The sequence below is a fragment of the Gordonia sp. PP30 genome, from assembly GCF_023100845.1.
Classification (GTDB): Bacteria; Actinomycetota; Actinomycetes; order Mycobacteriales; family Mycobacteriaceae; genus Gordonia.
Map to the genome: position 1 here is coordinate 4,309,415 of NZ_CP095864.1, position 19,364 is coordinate 4,328,778.

The 19,364-nt window shown below is 69.6% G+C and carries 22 protein-coding genes; 7 read left to right on the top strand and 15 right to left on the bottom strand.

Annotation, left to right across the window (positions count from 1 at the left end; genetic code table 11):
* The first annotated feature begins 23 nt into the window (after positions 1-23).
* Positions 24-1,106 (top strand): adenylate/guanylate cyclase domain-containing protein, encoded by a 1,083-nt coding sequence (locus MYK68_RS19915; protein ID WP_247865455.1) that lies wholly within the window; start codon positions 24-26, stop codon positions 1,104-1,106.
* A gap of 75 nt (positions 1,107-1,181) precedes the next feature.
* Here MYK68_RS19915 and MYK68_RS19920 read toward each other — a convergent pair whose 3' ends face one another.
* From MYK68_RS19920 to MYK68_RS19940, 5 genes are read right to left on the bottom strand one after another with little or no spacing between them, the layout of a single operon-like run.
* Positions 1,182-1,859 (bottom strand): HAD family hydrolase, encoded by a 678-nt coding sequence (locus tag MYK68_RS19920; protein WP_247865456.1) that lies wholly within the window; start codon positions 1,857-1,859, stop codon positions 1,182-1,184.
* Positions 1,841-2,818, bottom strand: a complete 978-nt coding sequence (locus MYK68_RS19925; protein WP_247865457.1) for a choline/ethanolamine kinase family protein — start codon at positions 2,816-2,818, stop codon at positions 1,841-1,843. Before MYK68_RS19925 ends, MYK68_RS19920 begins: the two co-directional genes overlap by 19 nt.
* Positions 2,818-3,720, bottom strand: coding sequence for a phosphotransferase (locus MYK68_RS19930; protein ID WP_247865458.1), 903 nt, complete (start codon positions 3,718-3,720; stop codon positions 2,818-2,820). The genes MYK68_RS19925 and MYK68_RS19930 overlap by 1 nt, the downstream gene beginning before the upstream one ends.
* Positions 3,717-5,174: an amidase family protein gene (locus tag MYK68_RS19935; protein ID WP_247865459.1), complete on the bottom strand. Its 1,458-nt coding sequence runs from the start codon at positions 5,172-5,174 to the stop codon at positions 3,717-3,719. Before MYK68_RS19935 ends, MYK68_RS19930 begins: the two co-directional genes overlap by 4 nt.
* Positions 5,171-5,944, bottom strand: a complete 774-nt coding sequence (locus MYK68_RS19940; protein WP_247865460.1) for an SDR family NAD(P)-dependent oxidoreductase — start codon at positions 5,942-5,944, stop codon at positions 5,171-5,173. Before MYK68_RS19940 ends, MYK68_RS19935 begins: the two co-directional genes overlap by 4 nt.
* 332 nt (positions 5,945-6,276) lie before the next feature.
* On the opposite strand from MYK68_RS19940, the gene MYK68_RS19945 reads away from it, so the two are divergent.
* Both MYK68_RS19945 and MYK68_RS19950 read left to right on the top strand, forming a co-directional pair.
* The gene (locus MYK68_RS19945; protein ID WP_247865461.1) at positions 6,277-6,531 is read left to right on the top strand and encodes a hypothetical protein; all 255 of its coding nucleotides are present in this window, start codon (positions 6,277-6,279) and stop codon (positions 6,529-6,531) included.
* Positions 6,528-8,060, top strand: coding sequence for a sodium:solute symporter family protein (locus tag MYK68_RS19950; RefSeq protein ID WP_247865462.1), 1,533 nt, complete (start codon positions 6,528-6,530; stop codon positions 8,058-8,060). Before MYK68_RS19945 ends, MYK68_RS19950 begins: the two co-directional genes overlap by 4 nt.
* 216 nt (positions 8,061-8,276) lie before the next feature.
* Here MYK68_RS19950 and MYK68_RS19955 read toward each other — a convergent pair whose 3' ends face one another.
* From MYK68_RS19955 to MYK68_RS19995, 9 genes are all read right to left on the bottom strand, one after another.
* The gene (locus tag MYK68_RS19955; RefSeq protein WP_247865463.1) at positions 8,277-9,056 is read right to left on the bottom strand and encodes a GntR family transcriptional regulator; all 780 of its coding nucleotides are present in this window, start codon (positions 9,054-9,056) and stop codon (positions 8,277-8,279) included.
* A gap of 179 nt (positions 9,057-9,235) precedes the next feature.
* Complete coding sequence (locus MYK68_RS19960) at positions 9,236-9,520, bottom strand: BMC domain-containing protein (protein WP_247868122.1); 285 nt, start codon at positions 9,518-9,520, stop codon at positions 9,236-9,238.
* 49 nt (positions 9,521-9,569) lie between these two features.
* Positions 9,570-9,818 carry a EutN/CcmL family microcompartment protein gene (locus MYK68_RS19965; RefSeq protein WP_247865464.1) on the bottom strand — a complete coding sequence of 83 codons (249 nt, stop codon included), beginning with the start codon at positions 9,816-9,818 and terminating at the stop codon, positions 9,570-9,572.
* On the bottom strand, positions 9,815-10,240 hold the full coding sequence (locus MYK68_RS19970; RefSeq protein WP_247865465.1) for a hypothetical protein: 426 nt from the start codon (positions 10,238-10,240) through the stop codon (positions 9,815-9,817). Before MYK68_RS19970 ends, MYK68_RS19965 begins: the two co-directional genes overlap by 4 nt.
* On the bottom strand, positions 10,237-10,842 hold the full coding sequence (locus MYK68_RS19975; RefSeq protein WP_247865466.1) for a BMC domain-containing protein: 606 nt from the start codon (positions 10,840-10,842) through the stop codon (positions 10,237-10,239). Before MYK68_RS19975 ends, MYK68_RS19970 begins: the two co-directional genes overlap by 4 nt.
* On the bottom strand, positions 10,835-12,181 hold the full coding sequence (locus MYK68_RS19980) for an aspartate aminotransferase family protein (RefSeq protein ID WP_502798340.1): 1,347 nt from the start codon (positions 12,179-12,181) through the stop codon (positions 10,835-10,837). The genes MYK68_RS19975 and MYK68_RS19980 overlap by 8 nt, the downstream gene beginning before the upstream one ends.
* A 166-nt stretch (positions 12,182-12,347) precedes the next feature.
* Positions 12,348-13,064 (bottom strand): microcompartment protein, encoded by a 717-nt coding sequence (locus MYK68_RS19985; RefSeq protein ID WP_247865468.1) that lies wholly within the window; start codon positions 13,062-13,064, stop codon positions 12,348-12,350.
* Positions 13,064-13,348: a BMC domain-containing protein gene (locus MYK68_RS19990; RefSeq protein WP_247868123.1), complete on the bottom strand. Its 285-nt coding sequence runs from the start codon at positions 13,346-13,348 to the stop codon at positions 13,064-13,066. Before MYK68_RS19990 ends, MYK68_RS19985 begins: the two co-directional genes overlap by 1 nt.
* Before the next feature lie 50 nt (positions 13,349-13,398).
* Complete coding sequence (locus MYK68_RS19995) at positions 13,399-14,883, bottom strand: aldehyde dehydrogenase family protein (protein WP_247865469.1); 1,485 nt, start codon at positions 14,881-14,883, stop codon at positions 13,399-13,401.
* Positions 14,884-15,130: 247 nt separating this feature from the next.
* Between MYK68_RS19995 and MYK68_RS20000 the strand changes: the two genes are divergently transcribed.
* The 4 genes from MYK68_RS20000 (at position 15,131) to MYK68_RS20015 (ending at position 17,898) form a co-directional block, all read left to right on the top strand.
* On the top strand, positions 15,131-16,135 hold the full coding sequence (locus MYK68_RS20000; protein ID WP_247865470.1) for an ATP-binding cassette domain-containing protein: 1,005 nt from the start codon (positions 15,131-15,133) through the stop codon (positions 16,133-16,135).
* A 93-nt stretch (positions 16,136-16,228) separates the two neighbouring features.
* Positions 16,229-16,993: an ABC transporter permease gene (locus MYK68_RS20005; protein WP_247868124.1), complete on the top strand. Its 765-nt coding sequence runs from the start codon at positions 16,229-16,231 to the stop codon at positions 16,991-16,993.
* A 1-nt stretch (position 16,994) separates the two neighbouring features.
* Positions 16,995-17,501, top strand: coding sequence for a methylated-DNA--[protein]-cysteine S-methyltransferase (locus MYK68_RS20010; protein WP_247865471.1), 507 nt, complete (start codon positions 16,995-16,997; stop codon positions 17,499-17,501).
* Positions 17,502-17,619: 118 nt separating this feature from the next.
* The gene (locus tag MYK68_RS20015) at positions 17,620-17,898 is read left to right on the top strand and encodes a hypothetical protein (protein ID WP_247865472.1); all 279 of its coding nucleotides are present in this window, start codon (positions 17,620-17,622) and stop codon (positions 17,896-17,898) included.
* A 12-nt stretch (positions 17,899-17,910) separates the two neighbouring features.
* Here MYK68_RS20015 and MYK68_RS20020 read toward each other — a convergent pair whose 3' ends face one another.
* Positions 17,911-19,167, bottom strand: coding sequence for an ROK family transcriptional regulator (locus tag MYK68_RS20020; RefSeq protein WP_247865473.1), 1,257 nt, complete (start codon positions 19,165-19,167; stop codon positions 17,911-17,913).
* Positions 19,168-19,364: the final 197 nt, after the last annotated feature.

Consider the following 19,364-nt stretch of genomic DNA (forward strand, 5'->3'; position numbering starts at 1 on the left):
GTGCGGGATGAAACACTGGTCGAATGGAAGACGAAGAGCTGCCGTACCGCTACAGCAGCGAGGAGATCATCGAGCAGCTGCGCGTCGATTCCGACTTCGCCGACCGGCTGTGGCGCGCCTTCGGATTCGCCCGGAACACCGAGCGCGCCGACTCGGCCTCGGTGTTCTCCGAGGCCGACCTCGCCGCGCTCGCCGTCTTCGCCGGCAGCGACCGGGAGATCGATCCGGCGGCGCAGGTCGCCGCGGCGCGGTCCATCGGGCAGGCGACGGCGCGGCTCGCCGAATGGCAGGCCGAGCAGATCCGGCTGCTCGCCGCCGATCCGCGCGTCACCCTGACCGCCGACCAGCTGATCAATGCACTCGCCCACCTGCAGCAGGCGGTCTGGCGACGCCACCTCGACAGCTTCCTGGCCCGCGGCGGCGGCCCGCACACCGGCGAGGGCGACGAGGTGATCGTCGGATTCGCCGACATCGTCGGCTACACCTCGCTCTCCCGGCGGCTGCGGCTGGCCGCCCTCGAAGCCCTCCTGGAGAGCTTCGAGTCGGCCGCCCACCTGATCATCACGACGCACAACGGCAAGGTGATCAAGTCGATCGGCGACGCCGTGATGTTCACCGCTCCCACGCACGCGGCGGCGGCAGACATCGCCATCGAACTGCACGCCCTGACCTCGGACGGCGAACTCCCCACCCTGCGCATCGGCCTGGCATCGGGGCGGGCGCTGACCCGGATGGGCGACGTCTTCGGCGAGCCGGTCAACATCGCCGCCCGGCTGGCGAGCGCGGCGCGCGAGGGCACCACGCTGGTCGACGGCAACCTGGCGGCGGCGCTCGCCGATCAACCCGAGTTCTACCTCCACCACATCAGTTCGCTCTCGGTGCGCGGCTACCGCCGCCTGAAGGCCTACGTCCTGGAGCGGCACCGGGACGCCCCCTCCGTGCTGGCCGCCGCGGAACGAGAGGCCGCGGAGGCCGCCGCGCGCGCTGAAGCCGCGGCCGCCGAGAAGGCGCGCATCGCCGCCGAGAAGGTGGAGCAGAAGGCTGCCAAGAAGGCGGCGCGGACCCGCTCCCGCGCCGAACGGAAGGCCGCTAAGGCCGCGGACTGAGCGGCACGCCCCCGGCGTGGGCCGCGGTCATCGCCGGTGTCGCCGCCCTCGACACCGGCGATGCCACGGCCGGCGTCATCCGCGGAGCGCCCGCCATTCGGCGAAGACGTCATCAGCGGTCCGGCCCTCGAGTGTCGCCCAGCGCGCCTCGTGCAGGCTGCCGTCCACGTCGGTGGCCTGCGGGACGGCGATGCGCACCATGCCGGCGCCACCCGCGGCGGTGAGACCGAGTTCCGAATCCTCGAGCACCACGCACTCGCGCGGATCGAATCCGAGCAGGCGGGCCGCCGTGAGGTACGGCTCGGGATGCGGTTTCCCGTTCGTCACGTCGTCGCCGGTGACGACGACGTCGAACTCGGGCGCGCCCGGCGCGTCGAGCACCAGCTGCGCCGACTCCCGGTAGGCCATCGTGACCAGGCCGATGCGTACCCCGGTAGCGGCCACCGAGGTCAGCAGCTCCAGGGCACCGTCGCGCCACGGCAGACTGCGCCGCATCGCCTGGGTGACCCCGGACACGACGTGCTCGATGAGTTCCTCCCTCGGCCGCACCGCACCCGCCGCCTGCAACTGATCGGCGAAGTCGTCGAGCGACGTGCCGATCGATGCCTCCCGGTGCGCGTCGGTCCACTCCCCGCCGGTCTCCAGCACGAAGCGGCTGCCGACCTCGGCGTACAGGTGGTCGGTCTCGATCAGGGTGCCGTCCATGTCGAACAGCACGGCGGCAGGCCGGGCCGTCACAGCGTCTGCAGCCATCGGCCCCACCTCGGATCCGCCATCTTGGCGCGGGCCCGCGCCAGCTTCCACGCGCCGTACTTGTAGAAGTCGTAGTCCCAGTTGCGGATCACTTCCTGGTAGAAGCACCCGAAGATGCCCCACTTCAGGTCGGCCAGCGCGGCCGCGACCTGGACCCGGGCCACCACCTCCGGGCTGGTGTGCCCGTACTTCGCCTCGACGCAGCGGAGGATCATGTCCTCGTCGTAGAAGTATTCGGTGAAGGTGACCGCCAGGTCGTAGGCCCGCTCGTTGTTCGACGCGAACTCGAAGTCGACCAGCTTCATCGGCTTCCCGTCGGCGACCAGGAAGTTGCCCGGCATCGGGTCGTTGTGGCACGGCACGATGTCGAGCCCGGACGCCGTGAACGCCGCCCGCGCCGCCTCGTACTCGCGGAGCATCTGGATGGAGTACGGCGGCAGTTGCACGCCGAGTTCGGCGACCTGGTCCAGGTGTTCGTCGATGAGGTCGAAGATCGTCTTGGTGAGCGGCAGTTCACCGATCCGGTGGAACTCGGTCTGCAGGCCGAGCACCGATTCGGCGACGTCCCAGCGCTTCATGTCGGCGTTGGTGCAGGCGCGGTATCCCTCGAGGAACTCGACGATCTCCACCCCGGTCGCCGGATCGAACCGGACGATCTTCGGGCTGATACCGAGCTCGCCCGCCCGCTTGGCCGCCTCGTGGGAGTTGGCGCGGTCGATGTATTCCTCGGTACCGGCACCGGGCACCTTGAGGAAGTAGACGACGTCGTCGCCGACCACCTCCACTCGCCAATTGCTGTTCTGCAGCCCGCCGAACAGCGGCGAGTAGCGCACCTCGCGCCCGGTCCATTCGGTCACCGCGCGGATGCACTCCTCGACGGCGGCCTCACTCTCGTTGCGGGCCGTGCCGAGCCAGCGTGTCTCTTGAGCGTGTGCGGGATTGCTGGTTCCGTTCGCCATCAGAGGCTCCTCAAGTAGTCGTCCACCGCGTGGTCGGACAGTCCGACGCGGGCCCACAGGAACATCCAGTCCGAGAACTTCGAATACTCCAGCGTGCCCGGGTCGCAGTGGTCGGCCCACGCGCCGATCAGGCCGCCGCGGACGGCTTCGGCGAAGCCGTAGCACTTGGCCCGCGCGTACAGCCGCTCGTCGTAGCCGCCCCAGATCTCCTCGAACACCGCGCGGGCATCGCAGTTGCCCAGGCCGAGTTCGAGGACCAGCGAGCCCACGTCCTGTACCGGGTCGGCGACGGCCGCCCAGTCGAAGTCGAGCAGGAGCACCCGCCCGGTCTCCCGGTCGATCGCCACGTTGGAGCAGTTCGCGTCGCCGTGGATCAGCACCGTGTCGTACCCGGTGGCCTCGATCCGCCGCTCCGCATCGGCCAGGGCCCGCAGCATCCACGGCAGGTCGGCCGGCAACTGGGCGCCGGCGGCCACGCTGCGCTCATGGAGGGCGCGGACGTCGTCGAACACCGTAGCTTTCCGGGCCCGCGGCACGTCCAGTTCCCAGACGGCGCGGCGCTGGGCGATCAGCGCGGCCCGCCGGTCGGCGTGATTGAAGTCCTCCAGCGAGGCCGTCGCGAAGTCCTCGGTCAGGTCGGCCATCACCAGCCGGCCGGACGACGCGTCGGCGTCGAAGACCTCCGGACCGATGCCCCGCGCACCGACCGCGGCGCTGACCGCGAACGACGACTCGATGTCGAGGTAGGTGCGCGCCACGTCGGTGATCGTCTTGACGAACGCCGTGGTCGACGATCCGTCCAGCCGCTTGCGGGCGCGCAGTGAATCGGCGCCCCACCACTGCGGGCTCGCCATCGTCGCGGCCGGCGGCGTCAGCGCATCGTCGTCGATGAGCGCGATCATGCGTAGTCTCCTTCGGTGTATCCCCGCGCGAAGAAGCCGGGGGACAGCGCGGCGGCACGGCGCGGCTGCTCCGGCCAGACGAACTCGGCACTGCGCCGGGCCTCCAGCCATTCGGACACCGCGAGGACCCGCTGGTCGGTGAACCGGGGGCCGGCCACCTGAACGGCGACGGGCACGCCCTGCGCGATACCGAAGCCGATCGCCGCCGCGGGCTGGCCGGACTGGTTGTACCAGCACGTGAACGAGCAGTGGCCCAGCGGCGCGTGCGAGTCGAGGCCGACCATCTCCGCCCGGTGCCCGAGCCCCGGCAGTACCGGCGACAGCACGATGTCGAACGGTTCGTGGGCCGCCGCGAACCGCATGGCCGACCGGGTGACGGAGTTCTGGTCCTCCTCGTGCCGCACCGCGTCGAATCCATCCGCCTGCGCGCACCACTCGACCACTTCCGGCAGGACGCGAGCGCGTCCCTCCTCGTCGAAGGCCGCCCATTCCGCCCGCGCGCGCACCGCGAACAGCCGGTCGAGCGCGAGATAGGGGTCGTCGTCGAAGACCGGGCCCAGCCGGGTGACCTTCGCACCGGCCGCGGCCAGCAGCTCGGCGGCGGCCTCCACGGTGGCGACGACCTGCGGGTGCGCGGCGAAGCCGTACCCCATGTCGCACATCACGCCGACCCGGAGGCCAGCGACGGCGGCGTCGTCGAGCGGCCCGGCCGGGGGTTCGCCGTCCGGAGCGAGACTCGAGAAGTCCCGGGAATCCGGGCGCGAGATGACCGCGAAGAGCTCCGCCGCTTCACGGACGGTGCGGGCCATCGGCCCGGCGGAGCGGACGTTGCTCGGTGCCAGATGGGGAATCCGGCCCTGCGTCGGCTTGAGCGCGACCAGACCGCAGTGCGCGGCAGGCAACCGGACCGATCCGGCGATGTCGCTGCCGACCGACATCGAACCGATGCCCGCGGCCAGGCTCGCGCCCGCACCCGCGCTCGATCCGCCGGTGTTCATCGAGGTGTTCCAGGGGTTGCGCACGATGCCGTACAGCGAACTGACGCCCGAGGCGAGCATGCCGAAGTCGGGCATGGCCGTCTTCGCGAAGATCAGCGCCCCGGCCTCCTTCAGCCGTGCGGCCGGCGGCGCGTCGAAGGTCGACATCGGCAGCGCCGCGTTGGGTGCGGTGCCGTGCCGCCAGGGGGTGCCCACCGAGGCGACGCTGTCCTTGATCGAGATGGGCAGGCCGTCGAGATCGCTGAGCGGCGCACCCGCCGCCCACCGCTTCGCCGAAGCCTCCGCCTGGCGCATCGCCTCGTCGGTGTTCAGGTAGGCGAAGCAGTTCAGTTCCCCGGACACCGCGTCCGCGCGGGCGAGGGTCTGATCCAGCACGTCGACGGGGGTGGTGTCGCCGGCCCGGTAGGCGGCGCGGAGGTCCACGCTCGACGTGTTCGCGTTCACGGTGAAGCTCATGCGATCACCACCGGAGTGCCGATCAGCCAGCCGCCGTCGACGGCGACGGTCTCGCCGACGATGTGGTCGGACAGGTCCGAGCAGAGGAACAGGACGGTGTCGGCGATCTGCTGCGCGGTGGCCCACTTGCCGTTGGGGGTCTGTCCTTCCAGCGCCCGGCGGATGTCGGCGTCGTAGATGCTGGTCATGTCGGTCTCGACGAAGCCCGGAGCGACGGCGTTCACGCCGATGCCCATCGGCGAGTAATCGATCGCCGCCTGGCGCGTCAGGTTCACGATCGCGGCCTTCGCGGCGCAGTACGCGGCGAAGCCGGGGTTCGCACGGAGCCCGCTGATCGACGCGACGTTGACCACCTTGCCGCTCCGGCCCGCGGCCAGCATGGCCCGGATCGCGGCGCGCATGCAGTAGAACGTGCCGTCGACGTTCACCTGGAACTGGCGGCGCCAGACCTCATCGGAGGTCTCGGTCACCGAGCCCGCCTGCAGCACGCCCGCGTTGTTGACCAGGATGTCGAGTCCGTACCGGCCGTCGACGTCGGCGATCAGCGCATCCACCGCGACCGGGTCGGTGATGTCCAGTTCATGCGATTCCGCCGCGCCGCCGGCCGCGACGATGGCCGACCAGGTGGCCGTGTCCGGGTCGGCGGCGAAGTCGGATCGATCGGCGATCACCACCCGCGCTCCGGCCCGGGCGAGCGTCATCGCCGTCGCCCGGCCTATTCCCCGGGAACCACCGGTCACCACGGCCGTTCTTCCGCTCAGATCGATCATCGGCTTCCTCATCCTTCCGACTACGGTCCGGCCACGCCGGAATTAATGGTCGCAATGGTAGCACCGATTTGGTCTGGCGCTAGGGGGAATTTCCAACATCGTTCCGTACCGGATCCGGGCCGCCAAAACAGGTCACAACCTGCACTCTCGTCGCGTAACACGCTCTTTACTCACCCGACACCGACTTCAATCCGGAAAACTCTTCCCAACCAAAGAAGCGGCCGCTACCATACCGTTCACCGGTTATCGACCAACCATTTGCCGAACCGGGCTCGCGCAGTCGATCTGACAGCGATGTCGACCATCCACGTCCACAGAAGGTGTGACACCCCATGAAGAAGGCCCTCGCCGCACTCCCACCGCGGCCCGTGAAAGCAACACTCCTCACGATCTACGCCATCGCCATCGCGATGGCGATCCTGCCGCCGCTGTATCTCTCCTCCAGCGGGCGCTCGTACGTCATCCTGGGCATGCCGCTGACGATCTGGTACTGGATCGTCGATGCCCTCCTCGTGGCCTTCGCCCTGACCGTTCTCTACTTCTACGAGGATGCCCGGGGCGAGCTCGATGAGGAGTTGAACCGATGATCATCATGCTCGGCATGCTGGCGGTCTTCTATGCGATCGTCGTCGTCATCCTCTACGCGACGCAGCAGAAGGAGAAGCCGACCTTCAGCGAGTACGCGGTCGGCAACCGCAGCTACGGACCGTGGTTCATCGCGATGTCGTACATCAACTCGTGGTGGCCGGGCGCGACGTTCATCGCGTTCTTCGGCCTCGCCGCGGGCTACGGCGTCTTCGGTTTCTACGGTCTCGCCTATTCGACCCTGGGTGTCGCGTTCATGTACTTCATGGCGACCCGCGCGTGGCGATGGGGCGCCGCGTACGGGCTGCAGACGCAGCCGCACCTGCTAGGCAAGCGCTTCGACTCGCTGTCCGTCCGCCAGATCGCCAGCGCGATCGGCGTGGTCTCGCTGTTCCCGTGGATCATCCTCGGCATGCAGGTCCTCGGCATCCTGTTCCAGGTCGCGAGCGACGGCCACTGGGGAGTCCGGACTTGCCTGGTGATCGGCCTGTTGACCATCGTGATCCGTCAGTTCTGGACGGTGAAGATGGGTATGCGCGGCCTCATCATGACGGACGTCTTCCAGGGTCTGGTCGCCTACGGCGGCGCCGCCCTGATCTGCATCCTGATGCTCGCCGGCATCGGCTCCAGCCCGATCTCGTTCTCGGAGATCACCCACGTCTCCGAGCAGTACCTGCGCGTTCCCGGCGACGGCGGCAGCTACGGCCCGTGGTACATGTTCAGCCTGATCCTCACCGGCGTGGTGGGTTCGCTGTGCTGGCCGACCAGCTTCCAGCGGATCTACACCGCTTCGGGTGTCCGCTCGGTGAAGGCCGGCACCGTTCAGACGGTGTTCCTGTCCGGCACCTTCTACACGCTCCTGATGCTGGTGGGCATCGCCGCCGCCGGGCACAAGGCGATCGCCGCCGACCCGCAGTCGGGCTGGTTCACCCTGCTCAACGAGTACGGCGGCACCTGGCTGCTCGGGCTCGCGGTGACCATCGTCTTCGCCGCGTCGATGGGACACACCGACGGTGCGGTCCAGGTCAGCGGCCTGCAGGTCGCCAACGACCTGCTCGGCGTGCGGTACAAGTTCACCGACGCCCGGCTCACCCACATCGCCAAGGTCTGCATGGTCGTGGCGATGATCCTGGCCGCGTTCCTGGCCTTCGTGACCCACGGGATGCCGCGCATGCAACTGCTCGCCCAGATCAGCTACCAGGGCATCGTGCAGCTGGCGGTGCCGCTGTTCCTCGGCATCTTCTGGAAGGGCGGCAACAAGTACGGCGCCAACGCCGGCATGGTCGGCGGCTTCGTCGTCGCCGCGGTGCTGACCTGGATCTACCCCGACGACATCCCGTGGCTCAGTTCGCTGACCGGCGGTATCGTCGGCCTCGTCGTCAACCTGGTCCTGTACCTCGGCGTCTCGGCCGTCACCGGACGCACCGACGAGGACCGCGCCCGCGTGGACGAGTTCTTCGCGGTCGCCAAGGGCCCGCTCGGCCGGCCGGCCGCGGAGCGGATCGCACCCGTGACGGCTCCGAACCCGTAGCACCCGGCGCACTGGGCGGTGTCCCGAAAGTCTCTGCGCGAGCAGGACGCTTTCGGAACACCGCCCGGTGTCGTTCCGGGAACGGATGATGCCGCGCCGGACGCGCTCCGCTGCGCGGCGGCGGCCGGAGTGCCGCACGCCGCCGGCGGCGACCACCGAACCCCGGGAATCACGATCCTCCAGGGCCTCAGGGGACGTGGAAACCGGCCCCGGGCCTCACACGATGTAGGCCGTCTCGCAGCCGTCGGGGCCGCTGCGCACCGTGATGGTGGTCCGGTCGGACCGGTACAGCTCCTTCGAGTATTCGAAGGGCCTGCCGTTGTCGAGTTCGGTGACGCGGGTGATCGAGATGAGGGGCGCACCGGCCGACACCTGCAGGAGTCCGGCCACCTCGCGGCTGGCCGACCGGGCGGCGATCTCTTCGACCGCGACACCCCGGTGCAGGTCGTACTCCGACTCGAACAGCTCGTAGAGCGAACCCGACAACGATCGGTCCAGCAGCCCGGGGAACATGTCGCTGGGGAACGCCGCTTCCTCGATCACCAGCGGAATACCGTCCGCGAGCCGGAGCCGGTCGATGTAGAACACCCAGGAGTCCGGTTCCAGCCGCAGGTGCGCGGCGACGTCCTCGTCGGCCGGCGCCGTCCGCGTGCTCAACACCACCGTGCCCGACTCGATGCCCTGCTGCTGCAGGTACTTCGGCAGTCCGACCAGCGGCGTCCGGCGCACCAGCTTCTCCGGGGCGACGAAGACCCCGCCGCTGCGGCCGTGCGACCGGAGCACTTCGCCGTGACCTTCCAGCTCGCTCAGCGCGCGCCGGATCGCCCATCGGCTGACCTTCAGGTTCTCGGCGAGATCCCGCTCGGCACCGACCCTGTCGCCCGGCACCAGGCCCTGGTCGGCGATGATCGCCCGAATCGCTTCCACCAGGTCAGCGGTACCGGTACCGGCCTTATCGGCCGGGGTCGACGCCGTGCCCTTGCCCCCATCGCTCACGGTAATCCTCCTTATTCGCAGCCTAGCAAAGCAGCGCGACCATTAAGGCAATTGGTCGCCCAAGTCTCAGACCCCGCATCCGGGGGTCCGGTACCGAAATCACCGGCCCGGCGACAACGAAACGCCCGCCCCGAACGAGTCGGGACGGGCGTCGGCACGCCACCGGCGTATGCGCGTCGTCAGTGGGTTCCGGTGAACGCGAAGTGCTTGTTCAGATCACCATGCGGACGCGGAATCACATGCACCGACACCAGCACACCCACACTCGCAGCCACCTCCGAACCCGCCTCGGTCGCCGCCTTCACCGCACCCACATCACCATTGATGATCACCGCCACCAGGCCGTCCCCCACCTCCTGACGACCCACCAACGACACATTCGCCGCCTTCACCATCGCATCCGCCGCCGCCAACGCAGCCACGAAACCCCGCGTCTCGATCATCCCGATCGCATCACTCATGATTCCCACTCCTTCTCGTCAGTTCTGTCTCTGATTGATTGGTTGTCGTCGTTCATCCGGTGCCCTGGTCGTCCAGGATCCCGATCACCAGCGCGTCGGCGGGCACCGCTCCGGGGAGACAACGCGCGACGGCGCTGCCCAGCGCGACCAGCACCCGGTCGCCGGGCCCGCAGCCCAAGTGATCGAGCGCGACGTACCGCTGGTCGGTGTGGTCGCGCCGCACCTCCAGCAACGCGCCGGCCGGAAAGCCGTCGATGCGTTTGGTCGCCCAGACCGGGCCGACCACCGTCGCCCGGATCATGGCCGCCTCACCATCTCGATGCCGGAGCGGCGGATCGCCTCCCGAGCCAGCGGCGTGATGGCCACCGCGGCCCCCACCACCAGGCTCGCGCCGTCGGTGACCGCCTGCCGGACGATGCGCTCGGAGAGCACCCCGTCGTCGACCTCGACCACCCCGGCGGCCGCCGGCTGGGCGGGCACCCCTGGTGAGCGCGGCGCGGCCGCGGCACGGCCGGCGAGCGTGAACCGCATCCGGCCGGACCGCAGCAGGGCACCGGAGACCGGGTCGTCGGCGAGCGTCAGCAGCTCGCGCACGAACGCGTTCAGCTGGTCGTCGTCGGCGATCGGCACCGCGCGCGGCACGGGGTCGAGGCCGGCGGCGGGCAGGAGTTCGCGCAGCACCTCGCGTACCAGCGTGCGCAGGCCGGCCGTCTCGACGCTCATCGCCGCATCTCCAGCGCGGCCTGCGCGGCATCGGCGGCGGTGCGGACCGCGTCCTCGTTGCCGGCCAGGTACACGCGGCCCGACGCACCCATCATCCGATAGTCGACCACCTTGATCGGGCTGGCCTTCTCGGCTTCGTTGGTCGCCAGGATCGCGTACGACGCGGGCTGCATCTCCATCACGAACAGCGAGTCGCCCGGCAGCAGCATGGAACCGGCCTTGTTCCGGTTCACCAGGAAGGCGTGCTCGTCGTCGACATTGGAGATGATCTTCGACGCGGTGACCTCCGGGGGACGCGCGTCGGAGGGGCTGGCACCGAGTTCGTCGAGCACCGCGTCGGCGGCGAGCCGCACGGAATCCGCCGAATGCGAGTGGATCTCCAGGTACCCGAACTGCCGCTCCACCACCAGCATGCCGGCGCGCACCTGACTGTGCTTGAGCGCCACGTCGGTGAGCGGTTCGATGTCCAGGCCCGGCGCGATCTCGATGATCTGGGCCGACATGTTCGCCCGCGGCAGGGAACCGCGCACGAAGGTGCCCAGGTAGCACATCGTCTGCGGTTGCAGCTTGTCGATGAAGATGAACGAACGCAGGTCAGCCACGGCTGCCTCCCATCATGTCGCGGAGTTCCTCGGCGATCAGCCGCCGGAGGTCGTCCCGGTTCGGCGGCTGCCAGCCGGCGACCGAGACGGACCGGCCGGAAGAACGCCCGGCCGCCAGGTCACGGGCGACATGCTCGAACTCGGTCAGCAGTCGGTCGGTGTCGCTCTGGCTGAACACCAGCGGCGGGCGGATCTTGATCACGTTGCCGTAGGTGCCCGCCGCGCTGGTCAGCACCTTGCGGTCGCGCAGACCGTTGACGAAGGCGGAGGTCAGCGCGGCATCGGGGTCCTTGTCGACCGGGTCGTGCACCAGCTCGACACCGACATACAGGCCGGAACCGCGGACGTCCGCGGCGAATCCGGCGCGGTCGAGGATGGTGCGGAAGCCCGCGACCAGCTGATCGCCCTTGTCCCGGGAGTTGGCCATCAGGCCCTCGCCCTCGATCACCTCGAGCACCGCCTGGGCGGCGGCGATCGGGGCGTTCTCGCCGCCGAAGGTGTTGAAGTAGGCGACGTCTTCGGCGAAGGCATCGAGGTGGCGGCTCTGCGCCACCATTCCGGCGACCGGCATACCGTTGCCCATCGGTTTGCCCATCGTCGCGAGATCCGGGGTGAAGCCGCTGCGCTGGTAGCCCCACATGGCGGCACCGGTGCGCGCGAATCCCGGCTGCACCTCGTCGCTGATGATCAGGCCGCCGGTCCGGTGCACCAGGTCCGCGGCGGCGGCGAGCACTCCCGGATCCGGGTAGATGCCGTCGGACGAGAAGATGCTGTCGACGACCAGCGCGGCGAGGCGGACACCGCGGCGCGCCAGATCGTCGATCTGGGTCTGCACGCTGTTCAGGAACAGCTCGCGCACCTGGGCGGCGTCGTATCGGTACGTGTCGGGCGCGGGGACCAGCCGCACGTCGCGGCCGAGCATCGCGCCGGTGCCCGAGGCCGGCGACCACGAGGCGACGTCGCGCGTGCAGCCGTGATAGGCGTTCTCGGTGACGATCACGCCGGTCCCGCCGCTGACCACCCGGGCCACCCGGAGCGCGAGGTCGTTCGCCTCCGAACCGGTGCAGGTGAACATCACGTTGTCCAGCGCCGCGCCGTGGGTGGCGACCAGGTTCTCCGCGTAGTCGATGATGTCCGGTTGGAGATAACGCGTGTTGGTGTTGATCGTCTGCAACTGCCGGTGCACCGCGGCCACGACGTGCGGGTGGTTGTGCCCCACGCTGGCCACGTTGTTGTAGGCGTCGAGGTATTCGTCGCCGCGGGCGTCGATGATCTTGGTACCGAAGGCCCGTACCGGGCGGAGCGGCTCGTCGTAGAACAGGCGATAGGCCGGTCCCATCACCCGGCGGCGGCGTTCCACCAGTTCGCGGGTCTCCGGATCGAGCGAGGCGAGACGATCGTCGCTGAGCGCGTTCAGCGAGATGATCTCGACGTGCGGATCGGGTGTCATGAAGCGGTCCTTCCCTGAGATGCCGCGCGCGGCACGGCAGCGGAGCTGCGGAGTCTCATCGGCCGACGACCTCCTGGAGAACGCGGGTGATCTCGTCGCGGGCGACCGTCACGCTCGCCAGGTCACCGGCGATGAACAGCCGGCCGGCGGCGCCGATCATCTGCACGTCGACCAGCGTGAGGTCGGGGGCCACGCGCTCGGCGCTGTTGGCCGCGACGGCGGCGAACAGCGCCGGCGCCATCTCGTACACCAGGAGCGCCGAGCCGGGCAGCAGCATCGAGGCGTCCCGCGTCCGGTTCAGGATCACCGCGTGCTGGTCGCCGATCTCCTCGATGATGTCGCTGTAGAGGATCTTCGGCTTGAGCTGATCCTCGGGACTCGCGTCGAGCGCGGCCAGGATCGCGGCGCCCGCCCGCTCGACGACGTCGGCGTCCGGACTGTGCACTTCGAGGATCCCGTACTGGCGTTCCACGTACAGCAGCCCGGGCTCCACCTCGGGGGTGGCCTTCAGCGCGGAGTCGGTGACCCGCTGGATCGCCAGCGCCGGGGCCACCTCGACGATCAGCGAGTGGTCGCCGGCCTTCGGCGGATAGCCGCGGGCGCGTGTCGGGGTCGCCATCGTCGCGGCGAACTGCCGCTGAAGACCGTCGATGCGCAGGTACACGCGGAGTTCGGTGGCCGGTGCGGCGGGCTCGGCCACCTCGGCGGGGGCCGTCTGCCCGGCGGCCGGTCTCGTCTTGCGGGCCGGGGACGAGGTGCGCGTCGTCGCCATCACTTGGTTCCGGTGACGGCGAAGTGCTTGTTCAGATCACCATGCGGCCGCGGAATCACATGCACCGACACCAGCACACCCACACTCGCAGCCACCTCCGACCCCGCCTCGGTCGCCGCCTTCACCGCACCCACATCACCATTGATGATCACCGCCACCAGGCCGTCCCCCACCTCCTGACGACCCACCAACGACACATTCGCCGCCTTCACCATCGCATCCGCCGCCGCCAACGCAGCCACGAAACCCCGCGTCTCGATCATCCCGATCGCATCACTCATGATTCCCACTCCTTCTCGTCAGTTCTGGTTCGTTGTGCGGGCGCACCCGCGTGTCAGCGCCGCTCGCTGAACAGGTCACGCAGTTCCTCGGCGATCAGCCGGCGCAGTTCCTCACGCAGCGCGTCGTCGCCCGGGAGCGAGCCGTGCCCGGCGGCCCGCGCCGGGCTGACCCGCAGGCCGTCGAAGCGCGGGAAGGGCGCCGCCGTCTCGTAGGCGGTGCGCTTCCACTGCACGAGGTGCTCCGGGGACAGGTTCTCGCCGAGCGAGCTGCCGCCGAGGAATCCCGTGCCGATCGACATGGTCATCGCCAGGCCGGTGTCGAAGCCCGCGTTGCCGAGGCTGCCGCCGGCGTTCACGACGATCCGGTGCACCGGCAGCCGGCTGGTGAAGTCGAGCACCCGCTGGGGGTCGTTGCTGTGGATCACCGCCGAGTGGCCGGTGCCCACGTTCTCCACGAGTGCCTGCGCGGCGTCGACCGCATCGGCGAAGTCGGCGGCGCGCAGCACCCCGAGGACGGGCGACAGCTTCTCGTGGGTGAACGACTCGTCGTCGGAGCGATCGGTGAACGGGGCCAGCAGGACCTTGGTGCCGGGCCGCACGGAGATCCCGGCGCCCTGTGCGATCACGGTCGCCGGACGGCCGACCAGCGAGGTGTTGAGCTTGCCGCCCAGGTACAGGTGGTTCCGCAGGCGGCGCACCTCGTCGTCGCTGCACAGATGCGCACCGTCACTCTGCAGGTCCGTCAACAGCCGGTCGGCCACCGCCTCGACCACGATCAGCACCGACTCCGCGGTGCACAGCACGGAGTTGTCGTACGACTTGGAGGCGACGATCGCCGCGGCGGCCGCGGGCAGGTCGGCGGTCTCGTCGACGACGACCGGCGCGTTGCCGGGACCGACGCCGATCGCCGGCGTGCCCGATCGATACGCCGCGCGGACCACCGCGCCGCCGCCGGTGGCCAGGATCAGGTCGACGCGCGCATCGCCCATCGCCGCTTCGATCAGTGGCACCGAGGGCTCGGCCAGGATCTGGATCGCGCCGTCGGGAGCGCCGGCGGCCACGGCCGCGTCGCTGAGCAGTCCAGCGGCCTCGATGCTGGTGGCGACCGCGGCCGGGTGCGGGCTGATGACCACGGCGTTGCGGGTCAGGAGGCAGGACAGCACCTTGAAGTAGAGGTTCGCGACGGGACTGGTCGACGGCGTCACCGCGAGAACCACCCCGGCGGGGCTGGGCACCATCAGCAGCTTGCGCGCCGCGTCGATGCGGTGGCCGACCAGATCGAGGTCGCCGTACTCCCGCACGAACCCCGCCGACAACGCCTCGTTCTTGATCACCTTGTCCTCGGCCACGCCGAATCCGGTCTCGGCGGCGGCCTTCTCGGCGAGTTGCCGCGAGTGGCGGAAGCCGGCCTCGGCGACGGCCCGCACGATGCGGTCGACCTGGGCGCGATCGAAGTCCCGGAACCGCCGCGCGGCCGCCCGGGCACGGTCGAGCACCAGATCGAGGTCCGTCGAGACCGCCGTATTCAGAGGATTCATACTGGGTTCAGGCCTTCCATGAGTTCATCACGCAACCAATTAAGCCTTTTGGTTGTAAACGGTTGCGACTACGGTCGCACGGAAACCCTCCAGCGTCAAGGGATTCCCGAAACAACGATCCGGCGACGCTGGGCGACCTTCCGAACCGGCCTGGTCGGAGTGAAAACCAACCATTTGTGGGGGCACCGGGCGACGGTCCCCCATAAACCCGTGGCCCGCTGTCGGACGTGCTCGTTACGCTGGCACGATGACCGGCACTCCTACCGACGCGGCCGTCGAGGCGATCGATCTGGTGAAGCGCTTCGGCGACTTCACCGCCGTCGACGGCGTCAGCTTCTCCGTCCCCGCGGGGACCGTCCTCGGAATGCTCGGCCCCAACGGCGCGGGCAAGACCACGACCGTCCGGATGATGACCACGCTGTCGATCCCGACCTCCGGCACCGCCCGGATCAACGGCTACGACGTCCGCGAGCAACCCGACCAGGTGCGGCGCAGCATGGGCCTCACCGGCCAGGCCGCCACCGTCGACGAGCTGCTCACCGGCCGCGAGAATCTCGCGATGATCGGCGGCCTGTACGGCATCGGCCGCAAGGCACTGCGTGCCCGCAGCGATCAGCTCCTCGAGCAGTTCTCCCTCACCGACGCCGGCGACAAGGTGGTGCGCGACTACTCCGGCGGCATGCGGCGGCGCATCGACCTCGCCGTCAGCCTGCTCAGCGCACCGCCCGTCCTGTTCCTCGACGAGCCGACCACCGGCCTCGACCCGCACAGTCGTAACGAACTGTGGGACGTGCTGCGCGAGCTCGTCGCCCAGGGCACCACGCTCGTCCTCACCACCCAGTACCTGGAGGAGGCCGACCAGCTCGCCGACCGGATCGTCGTGGTCGATCAGGGCCGGATCATCGCCGACGGCACTCCGCTGCAGCTCAAGGATCAAGCCGGATCCGCGAGCGTCGTCGCCACCCTCACCGACGCCGCCGACCTCGCCTCGGCCCACCGCCGGCTCGTTCCGGCGCTGGCCGCCCTCCGCGGATCCGACGACATCGAGATCTTCGTGGACGAGGGGGCTCGCTCACTGACCATCCCGGCCGGCGGGCTGCCCGACCTCACGCGAGTGGCCCAGCTGCTCGACGAGTCGGGGATCGCCATCGACGACCTCGGGCTCTCCCGGCCGAGCCTGGACGACGTCTTCCTGACCCTGACCGGTCATCGCACCGACCCCGGCGACGACGCGTCGCCCTCCGATGCCTGATCTGCCGCCCCTCGAACTCGTCGAAAGGAAGCCGTGAGCGTCTCCGCACCCGTGACCATCACCCCGCCCAGCCTGTGGCGGCAGACCGCAATCATGGTCAAGCGCAGCCTGATCCACACCCGGCGCATGCCGGAGATGCTGGCCGACGTCACCGTCCAGCCGATCATGTTCGTGGTGCTGTTCGCGTTCGTCTTCGGTCCGGCGATGCCGGTCCCGGGTGGCGGCAGCTACAAGGACTACCTGCTGCCCGGCATCATGGGCCAGACGATCGCGTTCACCGCGTTCGTCGTCGCGACCGGCATCACCGCGGACGTCGACAAGGGCATCGTCGACCGTTTCCGGTCGCTGCCGATCTCGCGGACGTCGTACCTGTTCGGCCGCTCGATCGCGTCGGTGCTGCACTCGATGATCGGCATCGTGGTGATGGCGCTGACCGGGCTGGCCATCGGCTGGCGGATCCACAACTCCGCCGGGGAGGCGATCGCCGGGTTCGCGCTGCTGATCCTGTTCGGATTCGCACTGATCTGGTTCGGCGTGCTGATCGGATCCACGCTGCGTTCGGTGGAGTCGGTGAACGGCGTCATGTTCACCACCATCTTCCCGCTGACCTTCCTCTCGAACGCGTTCGTCCCGACCGCGCCGATGGCGCCGTGGCTGCGGGCCGTCGCCGAATGGAATCCGATCTCCGCGCTGGTCCAGTCGCTCCGCGTGCTGTGGGGCAACGGACCGGCGGCCGGTCCGGGCAGCGCCCTGCCGCTGCATCATCCGATCATCTCGACGGTGCTGTGGTCGGTCGCCCTGACCCTGGTGTTCGCTCCGTTCGCCCTGCGCGCCTACCGCCGCCGGACCGCCGACTGACATGCCGGACCTGCGGTACACACGGATCGAGACACCGCTGCGCGAGGTGACGCTCGTCGCCGAGGACGACCACCTGACCGGTCTGTACTTCCCCAGGCAACGGCCGCTGCCGGCCGCCGACGAGTTCGGTCCGCGCGTCGACGTCCACGCCGATCCGGTGTTCACCCGCACCGCCGCCGAACTGGCCGAATACTTCGACGGCACACGGCAGTCGTTCGGCGTGCCGCTGCGTGCCCGCGGCGACGACTTCGCCGAGCGCGTGTGGGCCCTGCTCCGACAGATCCCGTACGGGACGACGACCACCTACGGCGCCATCGCCACCCGGCTCGGCCACCCCGGACAAGCGCAGCGCGTCGGCCAGACCGTCGGCCGCAATCCGATCGGCATCCTCATCCCGTGTCACCGGGTGATCGGCGCGGACGGCTCGCTCACCGGATACGCCGGCGGCCTGGATCGCAAACGCCGGCTCCTCGACCTCGAAGAACCCGCGGACACCCGGCTGTTCTAGCCGGTCGTCGGCCACGGCCGTCGGCCGAAGGGAGGATTCCCGCCCCGATCGCCGGGGCTGACCACAGTCTCCGGCATACCGTCGGGGCGTCTTCTCTCCCGAAACGAAGGCCCCCCGCATGCACCGCATCGTCTCCGCCTGCGCCGCGCTCGCCGTCGGCGCTCTTCTGCTGACCGGCTGCTCCAGCGACGACCTCACCAAGACCAGCTGCAAGGACTACAACAAGATGAGCAGCAGCAGACAGGACGACGTGGTCCGGGCGCTCCTGAAGAAGCGCAGCAAGGGCGGCGACAGCGACGACACCGGCGGGGTCGCGATCCAGCTGAACAAGACGAGCGTCTCCGGCTTCTGCCAGAGCGCGCCCTACTCGTCGGTCGACCAGGCCCTCACCCTGTGACCGGTCCGCCGGTCAGGCGGTGTGGCTGAGGGCGTCGAGCGGGTCGGCGTAGATCGCGTCGAGGGCGACGGCGCCGGCCGCCTTCTGCTGGACGGTGATCGCCGAGCGGGCCACGCGGACGTCGCGATTGGTGATCACCGACGTGGCGCGCAGCGCCTTGGACACCACCGGCAGGGCCTCGGGGTAGTCGGTGAACGCCTGGCCGCCGAGAATCACGTGATCCGGGTTGAAGATGTCCGAGATCAGCGCCACCGTGCGGCCGAGGATCTCGGCGCGCTCGGCGAGGATGTCGTGGGCGACGGCGTTTCCGCTGCGCGCGGCGTGCCGCAACGCCTCCAGCGAGTCGACGTCCAGGCCGGCCGCCGCCGCGGCCCGCAGCACGCCCGAGTCACCGATCGCCTCTTCCAGGCGTCCGGTCTTCTCCGGGTCGAGCAGCCGGGTCTCGCCGGTCGGGAAGTGCCCGATGGTCGGCGGGCCGGCGGCCGGGGTGTGGACGGTGCCGTCCACGCTGAACGCGATGCCGGCCATTTCGCGGGCGTAGAAGTAGAGGAAGTTCTGGCTCGACTCGGCCGGGTTCACCACCAGCTCGGCGGCGGCCATGGCCTCCACGTGCGAGGCCACCGACACCGGAAGACCGAGTTCCCGGGCGATCAGTTCACCCACGCGGACACCGCTCCAGCCCAGTCGCGGGTGGTCGACGACGCCCTTCCCGGCGACGCGGCCACCGATGGCGACACCGCCCCAGAGGAGGCGCTTACCCACCCAGCGGTCGGCGAAGCGTCGTGCGCTCACTCCGATCGCGGCGACCACCTGCTCGGGTGTCGCGGCCTGCGGGGTGGGGATGTTGATGGCACCCACCACCCGGTGCTGCAGGTCGTGGGTGGTGATCGAGGTGGTGCGGAAACCGATGTGGATGCCGACGGTCAGGAAGTCGCCGGTGTTGATCTCGAAGGGCACCCGCGGGCGGCCCACGGCGCCGGGCGGCGTCAGATCGGCGCGTTCGCGGATCAGGCCGGCCTTGAGCAGCGCACTCACCTGGCGATTGACGGTCGAGATGGAGAGGCCGGTGAGGGCGGCGGTGTCGTCGCGGAACACCGGTCCGGAGACGCGGGCGGTCCGCAGTACCAGCGCGGCGGCCTTGGTGGAGAGTTGGAGACTGGCGACACCGGCGTGCGGGGCGCTCACCCGGGCCGCCGGGCGCGGTCGCTGGCGGAGGGTCGCATTCTGGGCCTGTCGAATGGTGACGCGTCGGTCGAGGGTGGAGGTCATGAGGTGTCCTTGAGTGCCGGGCGCGCAGACACCCGGACGGGTGCGCGCAGCGCGAATCGAATGCCCGCGAGAGCGGGATGGAAGCTGGGGTCAGCGCATTCGACGGCGACACAGGACACGGGCGAGCGGCAGGCGGCATCCCAGAGCGGTGGTCACATAGGTGACCTCCGGGATCGCATACGGCTGCACGGTCATGT